This is a genomic window from Verrucomicrobia bacterium S94 (assembly GCA_004299845.1).
GTDB lineage: Bacteria > Verrucomicrobiota > Kiritimatiellia > Kiritimatiellales > Pontiellaceae > Pontiella.
This window is the reverse complement of sequence record CP036201.1, coordinates 2,038,078-2,063,375: the sequence shown is the minus strand read 5'-3', so window position 1 is coordinate 2,063,375 and position 25,298 is coordinate 2,038,078. Positions and strand designations below refer to the sequence as shown.

The 25,298-nt window shown below is 51.4% G+C and carries 24 protein-coding genes and 1 tRNA gene; 14 read left to right on the top strand and 11 right to left on the bottom strand.

Translation table 11 applies throughout. The annotated features are described in order from the left end of the window. Positions 1-602 precede the first annotated feature (602 nt). A complete protein-coding gene (locus EGM51_08715) occupies positions 603-1,532 on the top strand; it encodes an IS110 family transposase (GenBank protein ID QBG47469.1) in 930 nt (309 codons plus the stop codon). Positions 1,533-1,855: 323 nt separating this feature from the next. Here EGM51_08715 and EGM51_08710 read toward each other — a convergent pair. Further along, a tRNA-Lys gene (locus EGM51_08710) sits at positions 1,856-1,931 on the bottom strand. A 176-nt stretch (positions 1,932-2,107) separates the two neighbouring features. On the opposite strand from EGM51_08710, the gene EGM51_08705 reads away from it, so the two are divergent. The 5 genes from EGM51_08705 (at position 2,108) to EGM51_08685 (ending at position 6,547) form a co-directional block, all read left to right on the top strand. Continuing rightward, a complete protein-coding gene (locus EGM51_08705) occupies positions 2,108-3,343 on the top strand; it encodes a glucose-1-phosphate adenylyltransferase (GenBank protein ID QBG47468.1) in 1,236 nt (411 codons plus the stop codon). A gap of 251 nt (positions 3,344-3,594) precedes the next feature. Further along, the gene (locus EGM51_08700; GenBank protein QBG47467.1) at positions 3,595-4,194 is read left to right on the top strand and encodes a hypothetical protein; all 600 of its coding nucleotides are present in this window, start codon (positions 3,595-3,597) and stop codon (positions 4,192-4,194) included. A 6-nt stretch (positions 4,195-4,200) separates the two neighbouring features. Further along, entirely contained in the window at positions 4,201-4,869 is a 669-nt protein-coding gene (locus tag EGM51_08695; GenBank protein ID QBG47466.1) for an HAD family hydrolase, read from the top strand. Beyond that, entirely contained in the window at positions 4,866-5,858 is a 993-nt protein-coding gene (locus EGM51_08690) for a serine/threonine protein kinase (GenBank protein QBG47465.1), read from the top strand. Before EGM51_08695 ends, EGM51_08690 begins: the two co-directional genes overlap by 4 nt. Next, the gene (locus tag EGM51_08685; protein ID QBG47464.1) at positions 5,855-6,547 is read left to right on the top strand and encodes a hypothetical protein; all 693 of its coding nucleotides are present in this window, start codon (positions 5,855-5,857) and stop codon (positions 6,545-6,547) included. Before EGM51_08690 ends, EGM51_08685 begins: the two co-directional genes overlap by 4 nt. A gap of 81 nt (positions 6,548-6,628) precedes the next feature. Here the strand turns inward: EGM51_08685 and EGM51_08680 are convergent, their stop codons facing one another. The 6 genes from EGM51_08680 to EGM51_08655 form a co-directional block, all read right to left on the bottom strand. Then, positions 6,629-7,603, bottom strand: coding sequence for a tetratricopeptide repeat protein (locus EGM51_08680; protein QBG47463.1), 975 nt, complete (start codon positions 7,601-7,603; stop codon positions 6,629-6,631). Between the two features lie 63 nt (positions 7,604-7,666). Next, positions 7,667-8,182 (bottom strand): shikimate kinase, encoded by a 516-nt coding sequence (locus EGM51_08675; GenBank protein QBG47462.1) that lies wholly within the window; start codon positions 8,180-8,182, stop codon positions 7,667-7,669. A gap of 80 nt (positions 8,183-8,262) precedes the next feature. Then, on the bottom strand, positions 8,263-8,445 hold the full coding sequence (locus EGM51_08670) for a hypothetical protein (protein ID QBG47461.1): 183 nt from the start codon (positions 8,443-8,445) through the stop codon (positions 8,263-8,265). Between the two features lie 107 nt (positions 8,446-8,552). Continuing rightward, positions 8,553-9,050: a histidine phosphatase family protein gene (locus EGM51_08665; protein ID QBG47460.1), complete on the bottom strand. Its 498-nt coding sequence runs from the start codon at positions 9,048-9,050 to the stop codon at positions 8,553-8,555. Then, a complete protein-coding gene (locus EGM51_08660; protein ID QBG47459.1) occupies positions 9,043-9,438 on the bottom strand; it encodes a cytidine deaminase in 396 nt (131 codons plus the stop codon). Before EGM51_08660 ends, EGM51_08665 begins: the two co-directional genes overlap by 8 nt. Then, a complete protein-coding gene (locus EGM51_08655; protein QBG47458.1) occupies positions 9,428-10,252 on the bottom strand; it encodes a purine-nucleoside phosphorylase in 825 nt (274 codons plus the stop codon). The genes EGM51_08660 and EGM51_08655 overlap by 11 nt, the downstream gene beginning before the upstream one ends. Before the next feature lie 378 nt (positions 10,253-10,630). Between EGM51_08655 and EGM51_08650 the strand changes: the two genes are divergently transcribed. Both EGM51_08650 and EGM51_08645 read left to right on the top strand, forming a co-directional pair. Then, positions 10,631-11,158, top strand: coding sequence for a sigma-70 family RNA polymerase sigma factor (locus tag EGM51_08650; protein QBG47457.1), 528 nt, complete (start codon positions 10,631-10,633; stop codon positions 11,156-11,158). Further along, positions 11,122-12,411: a hypothetical protein gene (locus EGM51_08645; GenBank protein QBG47456.1), complete on the top strand. Its 1,290-nt coding sequence runs from the start codon at positions 11,122-11,124 to the stop codon at positions 12,409-12,411. Before EGM51_08650 ends, EGM51_08645 begins: the two co-directional genes overlap by 37 nt. An 83-nt stretch (positions 12,412-12,494) precedes the next feature. Here EGM51_08645 and clpX read toward each other — a convergent pair whose 3' ends face one another. From clpX to tig, 3 genes are all read right to left on the bottom strand, one after another. Beyond that, complete coding sequence (gene clpX / locus EGM51_08640) at positions 12,495-13,754, bottom strand: ATP-dependent Clp protease ATP-binding subunit ClpX (protein QBG47455.1); 1,260 nt, start codon at positions 13,752-13,754, stop codon at positions 12,495-12,497. 124 nt (positions 13,755-13,878) lie between these two features. Next, complete coding sequence (clpP, locus tag EGM51_08635; protein QBG47454.1) at positions 13,879-14,478, bottom strand: ATP-dependent Clp endopeptidase proteolytic subunit ClpP; 600 nt, start codon at positions 14,476-14,478, stop codon at positions 13,879-13,881. A 105-nt stretch (positions 14,479-14,583) separates the two neighbouring features. Beyond that, a complete protein-coding gene (gene tig, locus EGM51_08630) occupies positions 14,584-15,879 on the bottom strand; it encodes a trigger factor (GenBank protein ID QBG47453.1) in 1,296 nt (431 codons plus the stop codon). 524 nt (positions 15,880-16,403) lie between these two features. Here tig and EGM51_08625 point away from each other — a divergent pair. After that, on the top strand, positions 16,404-16,862 hold the full coding sequence (locus tag EGM51_08625; protein ID QBG47452.1) for a hypothetical protein: 459 nt from the start codon (positions 16,404-16,406) through the stop codon (positions 16,860-16,862). A 265-nt stretch (positions 16,863-17,127) separates the two neighbouring features. Here the strand turns inward: EGM51_08625 and EGM51_08620 are convergent, their stop codons facing one another. After that, on the bottom strand, positions 17,128-18,270 hold the full coding sequence (locus tag EGM51_08620; GenBank protein QBG47451.1) for a hypothetical protein: 1,143 nt from the start codon (positions 18,268-18,270) through the stop codon (positions 17,128-17,130). A gap of 47 nt (positions 18,271-18,317) precedes the next feature. Between EGM51_08620 and mvaD the strand changes: the two genes are divergently transcribed. From mvaD to EGM51_08595, 5 genes are all read left to right on the top strand, one after another. Further along, on the top strand, positions 18,318-19,307 hold the full coding sequence (gene mvaD, locus EGM51_08615; protein ID QBG47450.1) for a diphosphomevalonate decarboxylase: 990 nt from the start codon (positions 18,318-18,320) through the stop codon (positions 19,305-19,307). A 60-nt stretch (positions 19,308-19,367) separates the two neighbouring features. Then, positions 19,368-20,180: a bifunctional DNA-formamidopyrimidine glycosylase/DNA-(apurinic or apyrimidinic site) lyase gene (mutM, locus tag EGM51_08610; GenBank protein QBG47449.1), complete on the top strand. Its 813-nt coding sequence runs from the start codon at positions 19,368-19,370 to the stop codon at positions 20,178-20,180. A gap of 247 nt (positions 20,181-20,427) precedes the next feature. Beyond that, the gene (locus EGM51_08605; protein ID QBG47448.1) at positions 20,428-20,991 is read left to right on the top strand and encodes a redoxin domain-containing protein; all 564 of its coding nucleotides are present in this window, start codon (positions 20,428-20,430) and stop codon (positions 20,989-20,991) included. A 580-nt stretch (positions 20,992-21,571) separates the two neighbouring features. After that, positions 21,572-23,482, top strand: coding sequence for a hypothetical protein (locus EGM51_08600; protein QBG47447.1), 1,911 nt, complete (start codon positions 21,572-21,574; stop codon positions 23,480-23,482). A 58-nt stretch (positions 23,483-23,540) separates the two neighbouring features. Continuing rightward, positions 23,541-24,971 carry a hypothetical protein gene (locus tag EGM51_08595; GenBank protein ID QBG47446.1) on the top strand — a complete coding sequence of 477 codons (1,431 nt, stop codon included), beginning with the start codon at positions 23,541-23,543 and terminating at the stop codon, positions 24,969-24,971. Positions 24,972-25,298 lie beyond the last annotated feature (327 nt).

Below are 25,298 nucleotides of genomic sequence, written 5' to 3'. Positions count from 1 at the left end.
GGTGCGCTAAGACCGGGTGAGGCTGTATCGATACAGCACCGCTCAGGCTGTAATTTTTTCATGTGAAGTCCGCCGGAGTGAAAGTTCTGACGTCTATGATAAAGTGCGCCGAAATGCGATTTCTGCGAACAGAGATGATTTTATCCCGCAAATAAGAGCGGGCGAATATACCGTTCTATTGGCTGTCATAATGCGCAATTAATACCATTTACTACAACATTCCGGTCTTAACGACAGCGTTATTCCGCGCAGCGACGCAGAGCGCGCGGAGCCCTTTATGACTGAATTTCTCTGCGTCCTCAGCGCCTTGTAGGTTTATCCCAACATCATTTGAGCTTTTTCCCCTTTCGAGAATGGGAACCATTACTCGTCGGAGAAAGGGGAGGAAAAAAGCTCCTCAGTTAAGTAAGCTGAGGAGCACCAGGGAACCGCCGAGCTTTTGACGAAAAGCTCGGCGGGGTTTCGGAAGAGATCATTCAGCGCCCAGAACCTGCCGGAGGCAGCGTTCATCGCAGAGCAGGGATCCTCCGAAGCTGCTCCGGTTTTATCTCAAACAGTTGACAGAGCCTTTTGAGCTCACCTCTACAAGACGGAGAAAAACCATGAAACATGAATTAACCCTGATTGCGGTTGACGTTAGCAAAGAATCGCTGGAAATCCAGACGGATGAACGATCTTTTGATGTCCCGAACACTAAAAAAGGCATTGCCCGTTTAATTAAAGCAGCCAGAGCTGCTCAGCTGCCTTTTGTTGTTTGTGAGGCAACGGGCGGATACGAACGCCTGTTGCTGGAGAGCATGCATGCAGCAGATATACCGATCTGCAGGGCCAATCCAGCCCGGATAAGGGCATTTGCGGCCAGTGAAGGCATACAGGCCAAGACCGATCCGATCGATGCGGATGTAATCCTCAAGTTCGCAAAAAGTAAGGAATTACGTCCTGCAGCTCCGGTATCGAGTCGGCGCAGGGAATTGATCGCCCTGCTCGACAGGCGCGATCACCTTAAAGAACAGGGTGCACGGGAAAAGAACCGGATCCGGAACTCCCCGGACTTCATCCATGCCTCTATCAAACGCATGCTCAATGTCCTGAAAAAAGAAATTACAGCCATTGAGAAGCGCATCCGGGAACTGATCAAATCCGATGAGAGTCTGTCGGCCTGTTTATCCTGTCTCACTGCCATCAAAGGTGTTGGCGAAGTTAGCGCATGGATGATCATGGCCTTCCTCGGTGAAATCACGATGCTCAGCAGAAATGAACTCGTTGCTCTCGCCGGCGTTGCCCCCTACAACAGAGACAGCGGCAGATTTAAAGGAAAACGAAAAATCAAAGGCGGGCGTGCGAAGGTCAGAAAAGCGCTGTATATGGGGACCGGAACTGCAGCGATGTATAATCCTGTAATCAAAGCCTATACCGATGGACTCCAATCGCGCGGGAAACCCTATAAATGTGCAATGGTCGCAGGGATGAGGAAAATGCTCATCCACATGCAGTCCGAACTTAGAAAAGCAGAAATAAAGGTTGAGTTATGACACAGTTGCTCTGCGAGAGATCAAATTTATACCGGATAGTTTTAACGTTTGGTATAACACAATTTCAAATAAAGTACCGGATTGAAGGGACCATGCCTGCAAAGTGATTGGCACTGTAAAAAGTCCGGTAGAGCAGATCATTTACAAAGTTTAAGGTCCGACCGGGGCTCGTATTACGGATCGCTATGTTGACGGACTTAAGCTTTTTTCGAAAAGTGCGGAGTGCGTTTGATACATTCCGCAATTTTCCGTGCCCAAGCATGGGCGAGCCTGGAGTCTATCAACAAAAACCCCGCTATCATTGCTGATAACGGGGTTTAATATGGTGATCCGGCTGGGGCTCGAACCCAGGACCCTTTGATTAAAAGTCAAATGCTCTACCGACTGAGCTACCGGACCAAAAATTTTCATTTCACGAACCGTTTGATGAGGTCTTTCCCGTGAAAGGAGCGCATGTTTTACAGAAGAGGCCTGAGCGAGGCAAGCGATTATTTTTATTTTCTTTTGTTTCGCAAAAATACTCACTTCTCCTATGCTTGATTTATGCCTCGGTAATTAACCCAAGGGGATGGTGAATGAACGTTGTGGGACTTATTCTGGGCGGGGGAGCTGGTACCCGCCTCCAGCCGCTGACGGCGGAACGGGCGAAGCCGGCCGTTCCGATTGCGGGGAAATACCGGTTGGTCGATATTCCGATCAGCAACTGTATTAACAGCGGCATACGGAATATTTTTCTGCTTACCCAGTTTAACAGTGTTTCGTTGCATCAGCATATCGGAAACACGTATCGCTTTGATCAGTTCAGCGGCGGGCATGTCCGTATTCTGGCGGCGGAGCAGACACCGGATTCCGCCGGATGGTTTCAGGGTACGGCCGATGCGGTACGGCGTTCCATGCGTTATTTCCGCGATGAGGCTCCGGATATTGTGGTTATTCTTTCGGGGGATCAGCTCTATCGCATGGACCTGGAGGAAATGATTAATGAGCATATTGACAAAGGAGCTGATTTGACGATCAGCACCAAGCCGGTTTCGCGTGATGAGGCGGGATCGCTGGGTATCATGAAAACCGAAGAAGATGGCCGGATTGTTCAGTTTGCTGAGAAACCGGATGATGCAGAGCTGCTGGAGGCGTTGAGAGCGCCGCGTGATGATGATACCTATTTGGCCAGTATGGGGATCTATGTTTTCAATATGAATGTGATGCGGGAGCTGCTCTGCAATTGTGATGAGTCGGATTTCGGGAAACACATTATTCCCGGTGCCATTGAAAATTTTAAGGTATACAGCTATATTTTCGAAGATTACTGGGAGGATATCGGAACTATTCGTTCGTTCTGGGCTGCCAACTTGGCGCTGACCGATCCGCTGCCGCAGTTTTCGTTTTATGATATGAGCAAGGTGATCTACACCCGGATGCGGTATCTGCCGCCTTCGAAGATCAATCAGTGCAACCTCAGCCGGTGTTTGCTGTCCGATGGATGCATTATTTCCGGTGAGCGGGTGGACCATTGTGTGGTCGGTCTGCGGGCTCTGGTGGGGGAAGGTTCGATTGTTGAAGATTCGATCCTGATGGGCGCTGATTATTACGAGCACGGGCAGGTGGATGATCCTTCCGGTATTCCCATCGGAATTGGAAAAAACTGCCGGGTGAAAAATGCGATTATCGATAAAAATGTCCGCATCGGCGACAATGTCATTCTTTCTCCTGAAGGGAAACCCGAGAATGAGCGGACTGATCTGTACTGGATTCGTGACGGAATCATGGTTATTCCTAAGAATACGGTCATTCCTTCTGGAACCGTATTGTAAAACTCCTTATTCTTCGCCTTTTAACTGACGCAGGCGTAAAAACGGACATGGAATTTCCGGCCAACAGCCGGATTCCGCTCCGGGACCTCGGAAAATCGGGGCTTGCGCCGCCTTATGGGTTGGGGTACTTTCCGGAACTTTAACCGCACGGCAGCACATCGCCACCGCTGTAAATCTCAACCAGACGCTTACAGCCGGAACGACGATGCATGTGCATGGAAAAATGAAAAGACAATATAAAGGAAATAAATATGGGTTTATTCAGCCTGTTCAAACCGGCCCGTACGGTGCTGGTTGTCGACGTCGTATCTCTCAACGAGGCCATTGGCCAGAAGGGCAAGATTCCCCCGCGTAATCAGCTGCAGATGCTTCGCCGCCTGGCACGCTTTGCCCAGCGCGAAAAACTGGGTGTCATTGCTGTGCTCTCCGGCACACCGCTTAACAAAGCCCCGGCCGGGAAAAAATTTGAAGAAATCACAGTGTTGTACAGTGCTTCAATGGATGATCATGCTAAATATCTTGCGAAAACTGTTCGGTCCGAAGGGGCCGGTGCTGTACTGATCTCCGGGAATGTTGCTGCAGAAAAGCTGGTTGGCAGTCAGGTGAAGAAGATGCGGGTGAGCACCTTCCGCAAAGTTTTCGATACCGGTGGAGATGATGGTGGAAACGACCGAGCCGAAGGTGGAAACGGTAATCGTTCACGTGGAAACCGCCTGCAGCGCCGCCGCCAGAAGAAAAACAATAGCGGTGACAACAATACCAATAACTGCAAGCCGAAAGCTGAACGTAAGCCGAAGGAAAACAAGTCCGAAGCCGACGCCATCAACGAGCTGATCGATCTGGTGGATTAAGGACAGGTGACTGCGGTGCAGGACCGATTTATATTCTGCGATATCGACGGCACGCTGCTCTATGCAAAGGGTTCCGGCCGCCCCGCTTTCGGGGCAGCCTTTTTTGATGCGTTCGGCGTATCGATATCGGTAGATCATATTAATTTTTCAGGGGCCACCGATCTCGGTGTACTGGCGCGGTTGGCCAGCGAAAACGGTCAGGTGTTGTCGGAGGAGAAAACGGCGCTTTTTTTTGAGCGCATGGCGTTTTATCTCGATGAAAACATGAAAGAGCGGCCGCCGATCGTTTTTCCGGGTGTCGGCCGTTTTCTTGAACGCGTTAGCGGTCAGTGGAAACTCGGTCTTGTTTCGGGGAATACCCGCACGACCGCCTATCTGAAACTGAAGCACGGTGGACTTGAACGCTATTTTTCCGATATCGGCGGATTCGGTGACGACGACAGCGACCGTAACCGTATGGCGGCATTGGCTCTCGAACGCGCGGGTCATCCGGAGGGTTCGTTTCTGCTGGGGGATACCCCCTCGGATATTGAGGCTGCGCGCGTCAACGGGATGACCTCCGTTGCGGTTTGCAACGGGCAGTTCTCCCGCGAAATGCTTGAAGCAGAGCAACCGGATATCGTTGTGGATTCATTTGACGATGCAGAACATCTCTTCCGGATTCTGGATGTATGAGTGCATTTGACGACCTGACTCCTGATCGCATTCTCGATGCGGTGGAAACGGGCATGGATTGCCGGTTAACCGGTCTTACAGCGCCGTTGCCAAGTTATATCAATCGGGTCTATGAACTGGAAACGGTCGGCGGAGAGAAGCTTATTGCCAAGTTCTACCGTCCGGGACGCTGGGAGCGTGCGGCTCTGCAGGATGAGCACGATTTTGTCCGCGATTGCGCGGCCGAGGAGATTCCGGTGGTGGCTCCGCTGGAGCTGGCGCATGGCGGAACCATCGGTTTGTATGATAAGATTCTGTATGCCGTTTTCCCGAAAAAATCAGGCCGGGAAATGGATCTTTGCGATAATGAGGGCTGGTTACGGCTTGGTCGGCTTGTGGGACGGATTCATCAGGCGGGCTGGGGGCGTGCCGCTGAACATCGACTGCAGATGCATCCGGAAACCACAACGCTTCCGGAAATTGAAATGCTGCTGGAAGGCGGTTTTATGTCATCGCATCAGACCGGTCGTTTCAGGGAGGTTACATCACGCATTGTTGAGATAGCATTGCGCGAGTTTGAGGGGGTTGAGCTGCAGCGGATTCACGGGGACTGTCATCGTGCCAATATCCTGGAGCGGCCGGGCGAGGGGCTGATGGTGATTGATTTTGATGATATGGTGATGGGGCCGGCGGTACAGGATATCTGGTTGCTGCTGCCCGGCCACGCCAACCAGACGCGGGGTGAAATCAATCTGATTCTGGAGGGCTATGAGCAGTTTATGGATTTCGATGACCGGCAGTTGCGGCTGATTGAAATCCTGCGGGCAATGCGTATTATCTATTTTCTGTCGTGGTGCAGTACGCAGATTGACGATTTTAAATTCCGGGCCAACTTTCCGGACTGGGGCAGTGAACTGTTCTGGCAACGGGAGATCGATGACCTGGAGCATCAGTATCACGCTATTATGGATGATGAACGCCTGAACGGCGATAGAGGGAATTTTTTATGAGTATCAGCAGAACTGTAAATATCACCTGTCCTTCCTGCGGGACGAAGCAGGATGTGCGTCTTTATGATGTTGTTAACGTGAAGACAGATCCGGAATTGAAGGATGCGTTGATGCAGAATATGCTCAACCGTATTCAGTGCAAAGGCTGTGATCTGAATTTCAGGGTGGATAAACCGCTCATGTATAATGATCCGAAGCTCGGGATGCTGATTCACTGGGTACCCGAAACCGAGGAAATGGGCCGGGAGGAAATCCTTGACGAGTTTGAGGAGTCGCTGGAGCGCATGTATGAACAGATGCCGGAAGGGCAGGAGGCGCCCAATGTGCGGCTGGTACTGACGCGGGTAGAACTTGTAGAGCTTATTTTCATGCTGGAAAAGGGATTGAATCAGCGCGTAGTGGAATATGTGAAATACAGTATTTTTACCCGGAATCCTGAAAAGGCTAATCCTAAAACGCATCGTTTGCTGCTGAATGTAGAAGATTCGACCGATGAGGAATTCTGTTTTGTACTGCAGGATGTGCAGAGTCAGGAACTCGGGCAGATCCTTCGCTACGGTCGTGCCGCTTATGATTCGATGATTGAGCTCTATGAAGAGGATGATGCTGAATTTCTTGAAATGTTCCCGGGACCGCTCATCAGTGCCCGTGAGCTGCTGCTTGAAGATGAGGAATTCGAGGAACAATAAAGAGCAGGATCGGAGCAGAAAACAAAGCAGGCAGGTCCATGAGCACCTGCCTGTCTTTTTTTCAGCTGTTGAAGACGCTGTTTATTTCAACTTGCTGTCGATAATGCTGATATTGTCCTGAGCCAGCTGTGCCCAGCCGCTGTCCGGATAGAAGGCCAGGACATCTTCGTAAACCTGTCTGGCTTCGGTATATTTTTCCATTGCTTCGAGACAACGGCCCTGATCCAGCAGTGCAACCGGGGCGAGGTGTGATTTTTCGTGGGTCTTTTGAAATGCAGCAAATGCTGCCGCCGCTTCGTCGTATTTTCGCTCTGCTTCCAGGCAGGAAATGGCATTGTACTCCGCCTGAACCGTCATTTCATGTTTCGGATATTTTTTAACGAAATCGGCGTAGAGTTCGGCGGCAGCGGCCGGTTGAGCATCATTGAATTTACTTTGCGCCAGGCCCATCAGTGCCATCGGAGCGGATGGGGTGTTGCCATACTGTTCGAGAATGGCCTGATAATCGGCGGCCGTCCGGGCCGACATGAGTGCCGAATCGGCGGCCGCTACTTTTTTGATGCGATTGTTGCGCACCAGGCTGACAGCGATCACGACAACGCAGATCACAATGATCGCGGCCGCTGCCGGTTTGAGGTATTTCTGATAAAACTTGAGAACCTCTTTAACTTCTGCTTTTTCCACGGCTTCGTGCCGCTGTTTCACGGCCTGTTCATGATTGGCCGGTTTTTTCTTTTTGGGGGCCGGTTTTGCCGGGACTTCTGTCACGACCGGCGGAACTTCAGGAACAACCTTCTGTTCTACAACTTCCGCTTCCGGCTCCGACTTTTCTTCTTCCGCAGCAGCCGTGCTGTTTTCAGTTTCTTCTGAGTCGGGCTCTGTTCGGGTCGGTTCGTCAGCCGGTTTCTGCGCAGCGGCTTCGCTTGCCGGATTTTCAGAGTTTTCAGTTTCCGGTTCAGTTTCTTCCTGAGGCGTCTCTTTTTTGCTGTTGATACTGTTCAGCAGCGCTTCGTGACCGCTTAGAAAATCCTGTTGTTCTTTTTTCTCTTCGCTCATTTAACGTACCCCGAGTGGTTCAGATTAAGATACACCACAGTTTCAGTATTCGTCCCTTGAATATCAAGAATTGAATGTGTTGTAGAGAGCAATAACTTCTGCCGCAGTCTGCACGGGCGGAAACGGCCGTCCGCTGGTATTAATTTTATGGGTCACAGCTTCGTAAAGCGGTTTGCGTGATTCCAGCAGTTCAACAATCGCTTTTTCCTTGTCGCCGGCGAGGAGAGGGCGGGTATCGTCGTTACGGACACGGTCGAGCACGGACTCCGCATCGACCAGTAGACAGACCACCAGGCCGGATTTTTCAAAATCGGCAATGTTGTCCGGGTTCAGGACAATACCTCCGCCGGTGGAAATGATATTACCTTCAGTCTGAGCCAGCTCCTGTACCAGCTCCCGCTCCAGTTTGCGGAAGTGGGCTTCACCTTCGTCCGCAAAGATTTCATTGATGGACTTACCGGCACGTTCCTCGATGATGGAATCCATGTCGAGCAGGGGCATACCGGTCTGTTCAGCAATCAGTTTGCCTACCGAGGTTTTTCCACTGCCCATGAATCCTACAAGCACAATATTTTTCATACCAATCTCCTTGCAATGCCCCTGACACAGAAAAAACGCTCCGGTCAGGAGCGTTTTCTCAAACTCAGTCAGCGTACTGCTTAAGCACCGGTTTCGCGAATTGCTGCGCGAATCTCCTTGGTGTTCATGTGTACCAGCTGTTCTTCCGTATAGCCGGCACCCGCCAGACGGGATTTCTGCTGTTTGATGCGGTAACGCTTCAAACGCGGTTTTTTGACCGGACGGCGCAACGGCTTTTTACGCATTGCTCTTCTAATTCTCATGGCAAACCTCAATTCATTTGGTGAAAAATCAAGGCGAGGAACCTACACATCCCCCTCCGTCGACGCAATCTTTATCTGTTGAAAAGTTTGGGCAAAAGGATGTCGTTTCAGGTCTGTGTTTTCGGGTAATCGAGAAAAAGCAGATCGGCGGCACAGATGCCGGCCAGGTTCCAGTCGTCGGAATCCAGTTTAATGGCCGCAACAGAACTGGTCGGCAGATGGCCAACCGGTTCGCCGCTCAGTTTTTCCGCGGCCCGGGTTATGGATGGATTGTGGCCGAGAACCAGGGCTGACCGGATGGAATGATCCAGAGCCTGAATAATTTCGATCAGCGTTTCGCTGGAGGCTTCATAGAGGCGTTTCTGCATAAACACCTGTTTTTTGTCCACGCAGAGTTCTGGCAGAAGCTGATCCAGTGTTTCTATGGCGCGACGGGCAGGGCTGGAGATGATGATTTCGGGGAGCATTCCTTTATCTTTCAGTCTGCGGGCCATTTCCAGGGCATCCCGTCGCCCGCGGTCATTGAGCGGGCGGTCGAAATCGCTGTAGCTCGGGTTGACCCAGCTTGATTTGGCGTGGCGGACAAGATACAGGGTTTTAGGCATGGGATTCTCCAAAATCGAATGAATGGGGCAGCAGTTCGCCGAGGGTTATGGTGCTGAAGCTGTCGCCGTCGGCGATATAGACCTCAAAACCGGGATCGCAGAATTCAGCGAGGACCTGCCGGCAGGCCCCGCACGGATAGGGCGTCGGAGCTCTGGACGCTGCAATAGCGAGGGCTCGGAAGGTTTTCCGGCCGTTGGAAACGGCGGAAAAAAACGCGGAGCGTTCGGCGCAGTTAGTCAGTCCGTATGAGGCGTTTTCCACGTTACATCCGGAATAAACGGTTCCATCTTCGCACAGCAATGCTGCGCCGACGGCATAGCCGGAATAGGGTGCATGTGCATGTTCCAGGGCCTGGAACGCATGGTGAATCAGCTCTTCAGGGGGCACAGGTGAGATCCTTGATAAATCTGGCAATGGTGGATTTCATGCGGGGCATGGTGTCGTGGGCGGTATTGTTGACGTCTTCGTGGGTGAGGGGATGCTGTGCAATTCCGGCAGCCCAGTTGCAGACACAGGAGAGACCGGCTACCTGCAGACCGATGGCATTGGCAACTGTTGCTTCCGGTACGGTGGACATTCCAACGAGGTCCGCGCCCATGGATTGGTATTGCCGAATTTCGGCAGGGGTTTCGAATGAGGGGCCGGAGGTGGCAATATAGACGCCTTCGGCATCGGCACCTGCTTTGAGCAGTTTTTCGCGCAACGGTTTGCGGTAAATTTCGCTCTGGTCGGGAAAGCGGGTTCCAAGCTCCGGAAGATGCGGCCCGATAAGCGGATTGGAGCCGATCTGGTTGATGTGGTCGGAAAGGGCGACGAGTGTGCCGGGGGCAAGGTCTTTGCGAATGCCGCCGGAGGCATTGGTCAGCAAAACCGTGTCGGCACCCATTGCTTTCAGTAGATAAACGGGAAGAATGACCGGCGTCCAGCCTTCGCCTTCATACCAGTGACGGCGACCCTGGAAAATAAAAACCTCCATACCGTTCACGTCGGTGCAGAGTAGTTTACCGGCATGCCCTGCCACACCGGTATTACCGAGGCCGGGAATGCGGTCGTAGGGAATTTCGATGCCGTCAAAATCCTCGACGGCTTTGCCCCAGCCGGAGCCGAGAATGATGCCGCATTTGACCCGGGATTTCGAGCGCATGGCTTTCAGCTCTGCGGCCGCGGTTTTGAGTGCCGCCGGATTAATCATGTTTTTCATGGCAGAAAAATAGATGCGAGTGGTTCCGGATTCAACCTTTTGCTAACGTGAATGTATGAAAAATTACGCTGTTCTTCTGGTTTTAGGGATGCCGGGTTTCGCCGTTGCAGGTGAACGGCCGCAAGGAGCTGATCGAGGCTCTAGGGCATGAGGTGAAGACCGGAGATCCGCAGATTGTGTATGAATCGAGAGTCCCTGTGCATCATGGGAGAAAACGAGCGAGGCTGTGTGACGGGCTGGAATGATCGGCGGCACATGGGCGGGGAGGTTGAGGGTTGGAAAGGCGATGCGGTAATTCAGGCTTTTCCGTGACTAATTGTTCGCTTTTATGTGAATTAATGGTGAATAAGTGGCCATAAGCATCTAACAGGGAGCGTTATGACGGAAGCTGTTTTAATTGAAATACTGCTACGCCGGTTCTATGCGGACCAGGGCCGGTTGCGCGGGTATATTTTTTCCGCAACGCGCGATTATCATGCCACCGAGGATATTCTTCAGGAAATCGCCATTGTTGTGGCCAAGAAAGCCTCCACTTATGATACGGAACGTCCGGCTCTACCCTGGTTCATGGGCATTGCACGGAATCAGATCCAGCGGTTTTACCGAACCAAAGGTCGGGAAGCCGCCAATATCAGTTTCGAACTCCTTGAAGATTTTATGCCGCTTTATACCTCGTACGAAAACGAGGAGATTTCCGAGCGCCAGATTGCGCTTAAAAACTGTGTGGAAAAACTGCCGGAAAAACAGAAGCGTATAATGCAGATGCGCTATGTTGAAGAACTCGACTGCTCCCAGATTTCGAAAACAATCGGGCGTTCGGTTCAGGGAATTTACGGGATGCTTAAGCGTATGAAGCTGGGGCTGCGCAAATGTGTGGAGTTCCGGTTGTCGCAGTCGGAGATATGATGAGTCATACATATGCTAAAACTGATCTGATATCGGAATACTATCTGCGGAAGCTGAGCCGAACCGAGCTTCAGGAACTGCAGGATCTGTTGTCGGTGGATGAGGAGGCGCGTGCGGAGTTTGTTCGGGTCGGGCGCGATGAATGGCTGTTGCATCATATGCATCATGCAGAAGGCCGGCAGATTATTCATATAACATCCCGCCGGAGCCGCCGGAGGAACATTCAGGCCATCGCAGCCATCTCGGCGGTTTGTGCCACGCTGGGGGTGCTTTTATTTTCCAAATCGGCAACGATTTCTGAAATGATGGCTTCACGGCCGACGGCCCCGGTAATTGCAAAGATCACGGATTATTTTGCGGTGGAAGGTGAAGCGATTTCGGTGGTTAACAATGGTGATGTCCGAAAACTGAATTCCGCATCGGCAATACGAACGGGTGACCGTATCATCATCCCGCCGGGCTGTCAGTTGTCGTTCCGGTATCTGGAAGAGCAGACGGGTATCCGCCTGGGGGGTAATTCGCTGGTTCATGTGCTGGATGTTGAGGGGGCAAAGCGCATCCGGCTGGATCGCGGACATCTGTCGGCACAGGTTGCCCGTCAGAAGGAGGGGCGGCCGATGCGCGTGGTTACGCGCGATGCCGAGGTGGTTGTGCTGGGAACTTCTTTTGAAGTTGTGGCCGGGGAGGAGGGGACGCGCCTGTCGGTGATCAGCGGAAAGGTACAGTTTAATTCGCTCGATCGACCCGGAAAGCGTATTGTCCGGGCCGGACATTTTGCGGATACGTCTATCGAACAGGACGCTTCGCTTCCGTTTCGTGAGGTGCGTATCGGGCCGTCGCTGGTGCAGACGCTGAATTTCACCCGTAATAAATTTATGGTGGTTGATCCTGAGCGGAATGCGGAAGGATTTTTAATTTTTGATATCGGTGAGGTGAAAGGAACTCTTCTGGAAGCTGCTCTTCGTCTGCATGTGACCGCCTGGCAGAAAGAATACGGCGGTCGTGGCGACCTGCGGCTTTATCGCGTCGATCCCGATCAACAGGGAGGGGGGAAGCGTGTTCCGATTGCTCATTTCAGCGGCGGTGTCGGAAAAGGAAAAGATCTGGTAATGGATCTGGATGTTTCGTTGCTTACTGCTGGCAGGAATGCATTTCTGCTGATGATGGATGTCGGCGGCAACGATTTCTGGTTCAGTGCAGGCGATACTGAGCAGGCTCCGGTTCTTGAGCTTAAAATCTCGGATCAGCGTTAAGCAAAGTGATCGGAGCGGTCTGGTACAAAAAAACGCCTTTGCAGTGCAGAAGGCGTTTTCACAGTGTCAGTATGTCGTAAACCTTAAGCCGATTTTTTTTCGGTTTCGACCAGTTTAAGTCCTTCGAGCGGATGGAGACCATGCTCAACCATGTCGCGCGTAATGATACAGTGGGTGACATCGTCGCGCATCGGTACTTCGTACATAACGTCGAGCATAAGGTGCTCAATAATAGCGCGCAGACCACGAGCTCCGGTTTTTCGCTTGATAGCCATGCGGGCAAGGGCGCGCAGTGCTTCCTCTTCAAACTCGAGTTTAACATCGTCCATGGCGAGCAGCTTTTGGTACTGCTTGATCATTGCGTTTTTCGGTTCGGTAAGGATGTGGACAAGATCATCTTCACTCAGTTCCTGCAGACGGGTAACTACAGGAAGCCGGCCGATAAATTCGGGAATCAGCCCGAAACTCAGCAGATCTTCGGATTCAACATTCATGCTTACAAAATTCGGAGAAAGTTCCTCCTCGGTTTTGCTGGCCTGGCCGAATCCGATGCTCTTTTTGTCGACTCGTTTTTTGATGATGTCCTCAATGCCGACAAATGCCCCGCCGCAGATAAACAGAATGTTGGAGGTGTCGATTTCGAGATATTCCTGCTGTGGATGCTTGCGTCCGCCTTTCGGGGGGACGCGGGCGACGGTACCTTCAATAATTTTTAGCAGTGCCTGCTGTACGCCTTCGCCGGAGACATCGCGGGTGAGGGATACATTATCGGTGCGCCGGCCAATCTTGTCGATTTCATCAATATAGATGATGCCTTTCTGAGCGCGCGCAACATCAAAGTCCGCCGCCTGCAGCAACTGCAGCAGAATATTTTCAACATCTTCACCGACATAGCCCGCTTCGGTAACGGTCGTTGCGTCAGTAATGGCATAAGGGACATTCAGGGAGCGTGCCAGCGTTTTGGCAAGCAGCGTTTTGCCGCTGCCGGTGGGGCCGATGAGCAGCACGTTCGATTTGTCGATCTCCACGCCGTCGTCATCCAGTTCTGCAAACATGCGCTTATAGTGATTGTGTACGGCTACGGAGAGCACTTTTTTGGCTTGTTCCTGGCCGATGACGTAGGCATCGAGTTTTTCTTTAATTTCATGCGGTGCGAGTACCCCGATCTCCTGAGAGGAATTGGGTGCTTCATCGTGTTCTCCGGCCTGGTGCCCCAGCAGTGCATCACATAATCCGACACATTCATCGCAGATAAATACACCCGGTCCGGCGATCAGGCGTTTAACCTCTTTTTCATTTTTACCGCAGAATGAGCATTCAGGTGTGTTGTGTTTATCCGCCATGGGAGAATCCTTCTGGATGTAGGGACTGATGGAAGGATAGATGAGCAGACGCTGACGGTTTTACAACACCTGTCGGGAATCTGCTCTGTATCCAGTCAATCCTGGAGTCCGTTCATCCGTTTCTTTATTTTGCTTTTGTGACGACTTCGTCGATCAGACCGTATTCTTTGGCCTGTTCGGCAGACATAAAATTATCCCGGTCGGTATCTTTTTCGAGGTCTTCGATGCTTCGACCGGAATGGGTCGAGAGAATACCGTTGAGAATCTGTTTAATACGCATGATTTCCTGGGCCTGGATGTTGATGTCCGTGGCCTGGCCCTGGGCTCCGCCCAGCGGCTGGTGGATCATGATGCGGGAATTGGGCAGGGCAAACCGTTTGCCCGGTGCTCCGGCGGCAAGGAGGACAGCACCCATCGAGGCCGCCTGTCCGACGCAGTAGGTGGTGATATCGCACTTCAGAAACTGCATCGTGTCGTAAATCGCGAGTCCGGCCGTCACCACGCCACCCGGGGAATTGATGTATACGCTGATGTCTTTTTCCGGATCTTCACTCTGCAGGAAAAGAAGCTGGGCAATGATCAGGTTGGCCACGTTATCATCGATTCCTGTTCCCAGAAAGATGATGCGTTCCTTGAGCAGACGGGAGTAAATGTCAAAAGCACGCTCGCCGCGGCCGGTCTGTTCGATGACGGTTGGAACAAGATAGTTCGCCATTTCGTTCATTAATATCGCTCCGTTTTCTTGGTTTAAAAAGATGGCAGGATTATCAGGCCAACGGGTTGTCCCATCAATCCAATAATCCACCTCTCGAATCGGCGAATCTGAAATTTATTTTATCTTCGCGTTTTCGACCATGTAATCGAGGGCTTTATTAAAGCGGATCTGCTCGCCCACGCTGTCGATCGACCCATTTTCCGCCATTTCCTTGCGCAGCGTCTGAGCATCTTTACGCTGCTGGATCGCGATCGTTGCGATTTCTTCATCGATCTCCGCTTCAGAAGCCTCGAACCCTTGTTCTTTAGCAATTCCAAGGCCAATATAGCGCAGTTTCACGTTCTCGAGCGCCTGGTCGGCGGCTTCCTTCTGGAGGTTTTCGAGGTCGGCCATGATGGCTTCCTGCGTTTCTCCCATCATCATACGGCGGTTGGCAATGTCGTTGATGACATTGCGGGTCTGCTGCTGTACGACGCTTTCCGGAACTTCAAGTTTGGTCTTCTTGATGAGGTACTCAACGATCTGTTCGTGTTTTTTACTGAGCGCTGCGTTAGCGGCCTGGGCTTCGAGCTGCTCGCGGATGCTGGACCGCAGCGTTTCCTCGGAATCGACCTGAAGTTTGGAAAGAATGTCGTCGTTAAGTTCGGGTACGGTGCGTACACGTACTGCAGTGACTTCGATGTTGTAGAGGGCTTTTACTCCCGCCAGCTCTTTGACCATGAAGTCATCCGGGAAAGTGACTTCCACTTCTTTTTTGTCGCCGATATTCAGGCCGACCAGCGCTTCGCCCATGCCGGGAATGAAGGAATATTCGTCGGCGGATACCCAGTAGCCTTCGCCGGAACCGATACCTTTTGCTTCCGGGACGGCTTCCTGCAGCGGCTGGCCGTCGGTGGTGGCTTCATAGGTCAGCTGGCCCATATCGCCGACTTCGATGGCTTTATCCTCCACTTCTTCATAGTTGGCGTGCTGGCTGAGAATCATATCGATCTGGGCCTGTACCTGTTCGTCGGTGACCTCGATTTTTTCTTCTTTTACCGGAATGGCGGTATATTTCGGAAGAGTGAATTCCGGTTCAACATCAACAGTGACGTCGAACGTGACCGGTGCGTCGTCAGTGATTTCCGGTTCAGTGGCATCGACCACGTTCACCACTTTGAGTTCGGTTTCAGCAAGTGCTTCGTGATAGTATTTAGGCAGTACACGTTCCTGCAGGTCTTTGTTGATGTCGGCTGCGTATTTTTTGGCAACTACGTGTTTGGGCGCTTTACCTTTACGGAAACCGGGGATATTAGCGAATTTTACATAAGCTTTCAGAGTTTCGGCTTTCTCCTCGGCAATTTTATCGGCCGGAATCTCAATGGTCATGATTTTCCGGCAGGCGCTGTCGTCTTTAACTGAAACGTTCATAAATTCTTCTTCTCCTGTATAAATGGAGCCGGAAACCGCGGGTTTCCTTCTCCGGTTATCGGTTAGGGATTATCGGTAATCAGGTCAACTCATCTGCAGGCAGGCTTGTCCCGATACCAATAACTGAACCTAACTAAAAGCCGTTGTTCCAACCTGCGTTGGACGTACGGCTCTCTGTATATTGGTCAAAGAGAGCGCACAATACGCACAGGGGCCCGTGAGGTCAAGCCCGTCGGCAAGGCGATTTATATCGGCGGCACGCAGTTTTTAATGATCGAGAAAAGGGGCGTACCGGAATGGCTGGCTTCGGTGGAAGAAGCCTGTCCGGGAAGTTTTTTGAATATATGGGTTGCGGATGGACAATTTGATTATCTCTTTTTATCTTAATAAGCTGTAAATAAAATCAGGAGCGGTTTGGGTGTCGTTGGTGGGTGAAGATCCCGCGTGGGTACAGAAAACTGTGGAAGTTGTAATAGAGTGTCGGACTCCCTGCGTCTATGGTGTGAGCCCGTCAGGAGAATCAAATGGAATCATCACATGAAATATTGAAAAAATCGGTCAGTGATTTGGGGGTGAAGTCTGTGGCCTCGGATCTGGGACTTTCTACGTCATTAATCTATAAATGGTGCCAGCCGACCGATTCTGAAGATGCCAGCGGTACGGGAAATCCGCTGGATCGGCTGGTCCGCATTTATGAATTGACCGGAGATCGCGGTCCGATTGAGTGGCTTTGCCGGAAGGCGGATGGTTATTTTGTAGAAAATGTGCCGACCGGGGAAGTGGATAAAATTCCGCTCCTGCATATGACCCGTCGCATTGTCCGTGAATTTTCCGCGTTGCTTGATGTGCTGACGGAAAGTATTGAAAACGACGGAAAAATTGATCCTGAAGAATCCTCTAAAATCCGCAAAGAGTGGGAGGAACTGAAATCAACTGCCGAAAGTTTTGTGAGTTCCTGCGAAAGAGAAGTTTATAATCAGTAGAAAAATGTACTGACGGGATGAGTCGGAAATGACCCGTCGGGCAAGGTTGGGTATTCGGATTTTGAAAGAGGAGAACCTGTAGGGTTCCGAATCTGAACGGAGCCTGTGAAACGGAATATCGCTCAGGTAGGGAGCGTTCTTTTTGAGAGAAAATTTCATACATTATAATGTGTGAAATTCATTTTATTCTAATAAACAGGGTATTTCAATTAAACCATACATTATAATGTATGAATAAAGTGGCAGGGTTGGATGTGGAGAACCGCTACTTCAGTGCGGCGAAGCCTTTGTCGAGGAGTTTCCGGATTTCGACATCACGTGTATTCCGGTTTTCGCAACCGAGAATGACTGCCACAATCCGGTTCTTTCCGCGTTTTGCTGTGGCGGCGAGTGAGAACCCGCCTTTGGAGTGGTAGCCGGTTTTCAGGCCGTCACATCCTTGATAAGGCTTTTTTCCGACCAGGGCATTCCGATTCGCGAGCATGAACTTTTCTTTGCGTAAACTGTTTGTGGGCAGCCATGAGAGTTTGGTGCTGGTGTAATGGAGAGTTCGCGGGTGGTGGAGGCAGGCCAGGGACAAAATGGCAATATCGTAGGCTGTGCTGATGTCCGGTTGTTTACCGCCGGAGGGGGGCAGGCCGTGCGGTGAATGGTATTTGGTGGAATTCATGCCCAGCTCGCGTGCTTTCTGATTCATCATATCCACAAAACCTTCCATGGAGCCTCCGACATGGATGGCGAGTGCGGCGGCAGCGTCGTTGGCGGAGTGGATTATAAGGCATTCAAGCATCTGGTCGACGGTGAATGCGCCGGATTCGCGCACATCAAGGTAAACCCCTGATCCGCCGATGCCGGCAATTTCCGGAGTGATTTTGACGCGGTCGTTCAGGCTGATGACACCGGCTTCTATCTGTTCCAGGGTCAGGAGCATTGTCATCAGTTTTGTGACACTGGCAGGATAGGAATAGACGGCCGAACGGTTTTCGTAAAGAATTTTTCCGGTACGTGCATCTACGACGATGGCACTTTGGTAGGGATCGTTTTTGAGTTCTGTAAAAACCTGTTTAGTACGTTTGTTCGGGCGGTCGGAACGGAGATAGCCGGGGGCATTTACGGTTGTTGCAATGGTTTCGAGCGGTGTTTCGGGGTTCGTTTTCACCACTTCAACCGGCATGATTACGGGTTCCGGCATCGGGGCAATGGCTGGAGCTTCGGGAATGGCCACTGCAGGGATCTTGAATTCGGGAATGGCCACGGGGTCTGCTTCGGTCGCGGTGACTGGTTGGGGGGCGCGTTCCGGATAGTCTGTTTCGGAATCTCCGCCTTTGGTGCCGATGAGGAACATAAAGACGAGGACGTGAATGGCAATAAGGGTAAGGGCAATGAATGTGACGTTGCTTTTCTTCATATAGAACGGTATTCCTTTTAGTAAATCCACAATATCACAGGGAATTCATGAGCTACATTCAAACCCAATTTGTCAAAAACGTTCTGGCGGGGACTGAAACGCGGCTGTCGGAAAGGGGGGCGGCCTTTGCTCCGGCAAATATCGCGCTTTCTAAATACTGGGGAAAACGCAATCCCGAACTTAACCTGCCTGTAACGTCCAGTCTGTCGGTTTCGCTGGGTGATCTCGGAACTAAAACCGAAATCTGCGTGGCCGCTGAGGATGCGGTTTTTCTCAATGGAGAGGCGATGGGGCCTGAAACATCTTTCTATAAACGAACGGTTGATTTTCTGAAGCTGTTTCCCATGGTTGGAATGCATTTTGAGGTCCGGACGCAGAACAGTATTCCAACTGCTGCGGGGCTGGCATCCTCGGCTTCGGGGTTTGCGGCGCTGGTTCTGGCGCTGAATGAGCTGGCCGGCTGGGGGCTGGGGCGGCGTATGCTGTCATTGATCGCCCGGCTCGGCAGCGGCAGTGCCGCGCGCTCGGTCTACAGCGGGTTTGTTCAGTGGTATGCCGGCACCGATGACGACGGAAGTGATTCCTATGCGGAGAGGATTGATGCTGAGTGGCCGGAGTTGCGGGTCGGTATACTTGAAGTGTCCAATGTTCACAAGCCGGTCGGTTCCCGTGAGGGCATGAACCGGACGGTTGCAACGTCCGAGCTGTATAAAAGATGGCCTGCGCAGGCGGCTGCCGATCTTGAAGCCATTCGTCTCGCCATCCGGGAACAGGATTTTCCAATGCTTGGAAAAACCGCAGAGCACAATGCGCTCTCGATGCACGCCACCATGCTGTCTGCCTGGCCGCCGCTCATTTATCTGCAGCCGGAATCGCTCGAAATCATCCACAGGGTTCAGCGTCTGCGCGGAGAAGGGCTTGAGCTTTTTCTCACGATCGACGCCGGACCGAATATAAAACTACTGTTTCAGGCTTCTTCGGAAGCGGATGTTGTGTCTGCATTTCCTGGTATTCAAGTTGTCCGGCCCTTCAATTAAACGGGACGCGGAATGCTGGCAGAATCTGAAACCTGCTGAATCTGTCATTGGAGATCATTAATGCCCGAGCTGCCTGAAGTCGAAACCATTGCCTCGCAGTTGAGGGAACGGGGTGTTGAAGGGAGAATTATTCGTTCGGTTCAGGTGAACTGGGCTCCAACGATCGAGCCTTTTACGCCCGCTGAGTTTGAGTGTTTGCTGAAAGGCTGCCGTATTGAGCAGATTTCCAGAGTCGGGAAATGGATGCTGTTTTCACTCAGTTCTGGACAGACCCTGATGGTACATTTGCGGATGGCGGGCTCGTTTGCCTTGGAGCAGGGGAGTTATGACCGTATTGTGGTCGGATTGTCGGATGGGTTAACGCTATATTATCGGGACACCCGCAAGTTCGGACGCTGGAAACTGGTGGATGATCCGCAGGTGATTCTTAGAGAGCTGGGGCCGGATGCCCTGACCCGGCGTTTTTCGTTGGCCTATTTCGAAGATCAGCTTCGGAAGAGGGCGCGTGCGGTAAAGTCGGTGTTGCTGGATCAGTCGGTGGTGGCCGGGCTCGGAAATATCTATGCAGATGAGGCACTCTGGTATGCGCGGATTCATCCGGAACGCCGGGCTGATTCGCTCTCTGATTTGGAGCGGGAAAAATTATTCAAAGCTGTTAAGGCGGTGTTGCGGCAGGGAATTAGAAATCGCGGTACCTCGCTGGGCGCCGGTAAGACCAATTATCGGCAGGTTGACGGCGATTCCGGAGAAAACCGTGGCGAAGTCAGGGCGTATGGACGATCGGGGAAGCCGTGCCGTCGGTGTAAAAACACACTGAAGAAGATCGTTGTCGGTCAGCGCGGGACCACATTTTGTCCGAACTGTCAGGTATAATGGGTATGAGCGTATCGATTCGCATGGGAGTAATGCTGCATTTTTTGCACATGAATCACTGAAAATGATGAATTCTGTCCGAAAATCCTTTGTTTGATAAAGTTTTTTCAGCGGTTTCAGCCAATAAAATAAGGGGTTTTGCGGAAACATTAAAAAAGTATCCATATTCCTATTTACAAACGGAACGCAAATGGTACTGTTTGCTCCGTTGTTTGAGAGACAATGAACGGATTAAGGAGATTTAAGCATGGTTAAAATCGGTCAGGAAGTACCTGAGTTTGCAATGGCGGCGTTTCAGGATGATGAAATTAAAGACATCAGGCTGTCAGACTTTAAAGGTAAATGGGTAGTGTTGGTGTTCTATCCGGCAGACTTCACGTTTGTATGTCCGACCGAGCTGGAAGAAGTGGCTGAACTTTATCCTAAATTCCAGGAAGCCGGTGCTGAAGTCATCTCCGTTTCCACCGATACCGCTTTTGTTCATAAAGCATGGCATGATGAATCGAAAGCCATCGGCAAAGTGAACTACCTGATGGGTGCTGACCCGACAGGCGCAGTATCCAAACAGTTCGGTGTTTACATTGAAGAAGAAGGACTGGCACTTCGCGGAACCTTTATCATTGATCCCGACGGAAAGCTTAAAACAGCAGAAATTCACGATCTCGGCATCGGCCGCAGTGCTGCAGAAGCACTTCGTAAGCTGGAAGCCGCAAAATTTGTACACGAGCACGGCGATCAGGTTTGTCCTGCAAACTGGAAGCCGGGTAGCGATACCCTTACTCCGGGTCTCGACCTCGTAGGAAAGATCTAACTTCCCCTGGTTAGTTAACACCCCACCCCCTGGCCCCGTCAGCTCCCCGCTGGCGGGGCCAATTTTTTTGGACTTCCGCTGAATCCGTGGCAAATAGCACCTGCTGTTACAGCATGAGTTTCTTTAAATCGTCGTCAGGACAAGTCAAATCGCAGTATAACTCCGCTTTGCTCCGGCCCGTTGGTCACTTATACGCGATTTTACATGTCCTCCTTCTTTTTCAGGGCTAAGAGAGATGTTTTTCTTGTTGGAAAAGATCGGGCCCCGAATAACCGAACTGGTTCGGTGGATGGCCGGGATCGCTCCTCATTCGTCGTAAAGTGGCTTAAAAACGTTAATTCAAATGTCGTACATGAAAACAAAACAGCCATTGTCTCTAGGAAAACCAATGGTTTCAGGTGTTTTTGACATTACTTCACCGAATGTCACCCAAAGATTTAGCTGAAGAGGTTTTTAATAAATTAGTAAATTATAGGCTTATTAAAAATGAGTAAATTTTGATCGAATTTTAAACTATTATAAATTGCATTATAAAAAATGAGGCTTAAGGTCAGCAGTCCAATCTCAAAGGATGGTGGCGATGAATTTTTTAAAAACTAGTGTCTTTACTGCATTCGCAACTGCCCGCGGCCGGTTTTTTTATGATCAGTCAAAAATGCTGCATGGAGCACTGATCGGTTTTTCTGTATTCGTTTTGTTCAATGTGCAGGCGCAGTGGGTTACGGAAACCTATGAGCTGAAGCAGGGCTGGAATGCGATTTTTTTACATGTTGATCCGTCTCATGCATCCATTCCGGAGTTGCTGGAGGAGGATGTGAACAGTCCGATCACTCAGATCTGGCGCTGGAATACCCCGTCGACAGGAAATTTCTATGAGGATCCCTTTGAGTATACGCAGGTTCCAACGGGATGGAAGCAGTGGATTGCCGGCGATCCTTTCGAGGGCCTGCAGACGATGGCCGGTGGTACAGCCTATCTGGTGGAAACGGGAACCGATTATTCCTGGGCGATCAAGGGACGTCCCGTGGTTCCGGTCTATAACTGGAATGTTGACGGCCTGAACCTCGTCGGGTTTCCGACCGACAAAATGAGTCCGGCGGTTATTGAAGATTTTTTTAATGCTTCGGCGGAACTTCAGGCGGCGGATTACACGTTTTATACCTACAGCGGAATTCAACTGGATTCGGCCAACCCGAAAAAGATCCACCCTTTTCTTTACCGAAATGAAGCGCTCAACCGGGGACAGGCTTTCTGGATGTCTGCCGGGGGAGCGTTCAACCGATATTTCGGTCCCTTTGAAGTCGATTTGTCAGGAAGAGACGGGCTGAATTATCGTGATTCCGGCAGTACGCTGAGTTTACGTATACGGAATATGAGCGGGCAGCCGGTTATTGTACAGATGGATTTACTTCCGTCGGAGAATCCGCCTGACGGGGAACCGCCGGTTGACGGATTGCCTCAGCTGCTGGTCCGTGGTCCTACAGATCCGGAAACACTGACGGCCGGATTTGAAATCCTGATTCCCGGTGCCGGAAACGGCTTCCAATGGACACTTGCTGCAAAGAATGAAGAGGGTTCGGAAGTTGAAGTGGTGCTGGGGCTAGACCGGGCGGCGATTACGGAGCCTCCGGGAAGTTTGCTCGCGGGCATTCTGAATTTCTCTGACTCGGGCGGGATGCTGGACATCCATGTTCCGGTTCGGGCCGACGTTTCTTCGGATGCCGGTTTATGGGTCGGACAGGTGTTGGTTACCGAAGTGGGACAATACCTGAAAACCTATGCGGCCGGATCGACGGATCCTTTAATTGTAACCAATGCGGATCTGGTGGTGACCAATGATCTCCGGATCTCGGAAGAAGGCCGTTATATTGTCGATTCCGTTAACCGCAATATCGAGCCGGTCGCGCGGGCCTATCCTCTGCGTCTGATTGTGCACAGCCCGGAATCGGGAAATGCGCTGCTGATGCAGCAGGTCTATTTCGGAGTGGATGCTTTTTCCCGGCCGGTGATCACCCGCGAAGAATCGGTACTGGATCCGGACAAATATGATCAGGTCCGCCGTGTCACGGCCATCCACCTTCCCTGGAGCGGGGAAAATCCGGGCTGGCAATTTGACGGAACACTGGAGCGGGGCCGTTCTATCAGTGCTCAGGTGACCACTGCGTTTAATGACCACCGCTCGAATCCTTTTCTGCATACCTATCATCCGGATCATGACAATCTGGATAACCGCTTTAAACAGGAGCTGGGGCAAGGTTCTGAGTCCTACACGATTGAGCGTGAAATCATGCTGAATGTGGCCCCGCCGGGAACCAACTTTTCGGATCGGGTACAGGCCCATCAGCAGTTAACCGGATCGTATCGGGAAACTATCCGGGTTATCGGTCTTTCGCGTGCCGGCGGGACGAATGACAGCCGGGTTTTCGAAGTACGCGGTCTGTTCAGTATGGGGCGTGTTTCTGAAATTGCAGAAATCACCGATCCGCTTTGATTCACGTCGGAACGTTAATCCTGTGAATTTTGAAATGACTATTTAAACGGAGAAAACAATGAAAACTCAGATCAATATGAAACTGCCGAACATCCTGTTTTCAATGCTGGCGGCCAGTGTGCTACTCGGCCTGCCTGTCCGGGTTTCCGCAGGAGAGGAGCCGCCGGAGCGCATGACCTATCAGGGGTTTGTGGTGGATGGCAACGGAACCGTACTCGGCAACAGTGCTCCGGAAAATTTCGAAATTATTTTCAGGATCTGGACGGCGCAGTCGGGCGGAATTCTTAAATGGTCGGAACAGCAGACCGTGACGGTGGATAAAGGCTACTTCAGTGTATTGCTTGGTGAAGGCACCGAGGTGAACGGAGAACTCCGGCCGGCCCTTTCCTCGGTATTTACGGGAAGCGATGCGTCAGAGCGTTTTATGGGCATCAGTGTTAAAGGAATCGGGTCCGGCGGGTCGGATGCGGATATTCTGCCGCGGCTCCAACTGGTCACGGTTCCGTACGCTTTTATGGCACATCACGTTGCCCCGGACTCCATCAGCGGTGCAAATATTGCCGATAACACGGTTTCTTCCGCCGATATTCTGAGTAATACCATCAACAGTTCTGATATTCAGAATGAATCCATTACGTATCAGGACCTTGCTCCCAACTCTGTTTATGCGTCTGAAATCGCGACCGGAGCTGTTGGCACTTCAGAAGTGCAGGATAATTCGCTGACCGCCACTGATCTCGCGGCGAATGCGGTGGGCGCTTCCGAAATTGCAGCAAATGCGGTGGGTAACTCCGAGCTGCAAAGTGACTTAACGCTGAGTGGGAGTATCGGGATAAACCAGCGTTACGTCAATACTGCCCTGACGATCAAGCCGGGGGTCGGTGATAACTATTCGCGTTGGGTGGCTTATGAGGATGGGACTTATACCTTATTTCAAAATGCAGATGGCTTAATGGGTATTTGCCGTCGTGTGGATTATAATTCCAGCGGTCTTGAGGTGTTGCGTTTGTCCTGTACGACACCGAATTCCGGTACGGATGACTGGTCATTGCGAATTGATACCGACGATGCCGGCGGTCTGGATGAGGATCTGTTCTTTTATTTGAATGGCTCTTTAAAGGGTTGGGTTGATGCTGATGGGTCCGGGTTCAAAGGGAACAGTGATGCCCGTTTGAAACAGGACATTACGGATATGGATTCGGTTCTGAACCGGGCGGTACAGCTTCAGCCCCGTCTGTATCGTTTTAAAGATAATCCGAATGGAGAACTTCAGCTCGGTTTTATTGCTCAGGAGGTGCAACCCTATTTCCCTGAAATTGTGGACGATGGGGAAGAATATCTGGGTCTTTCATACGGCCGTGTCGGAGTGATTGCGATCGGCGCCATTAAAGAACTCAATACAAAGGTCGAAACTCTGAAGGCGGAAAACAGGGCCCTCAAAGACCGGCTGGATGCATTGGAATCCCGCATTCTTTCTCTGGAACAGTAATTCCATTTCTTTGACTTAGCCTCCCGAGGATGCTCATGAAAAAGCGACATCATCAATACACTGAGGAAAAGACGGGTAAGACTCCGGCGGGAACGGTTTCGCGCAAGGGCATCCGCATATTTTTTCAGGTTGTACTTTTAACCGGTTGTTTTATGACATCCTTACCTGCGGAAGCACAGGTGCTCCCGCTGCAAATTGTACAGGATTCAACACCGTATAATCTGCAGTCGACGAATGGCGTTCCGCTTTCCCATATCGCGGGGACACCGCCGGGGTCCGATGGTCGGGCTCCCGAAGTGCCTCCAGCTACGGGTAAACAATACAGCT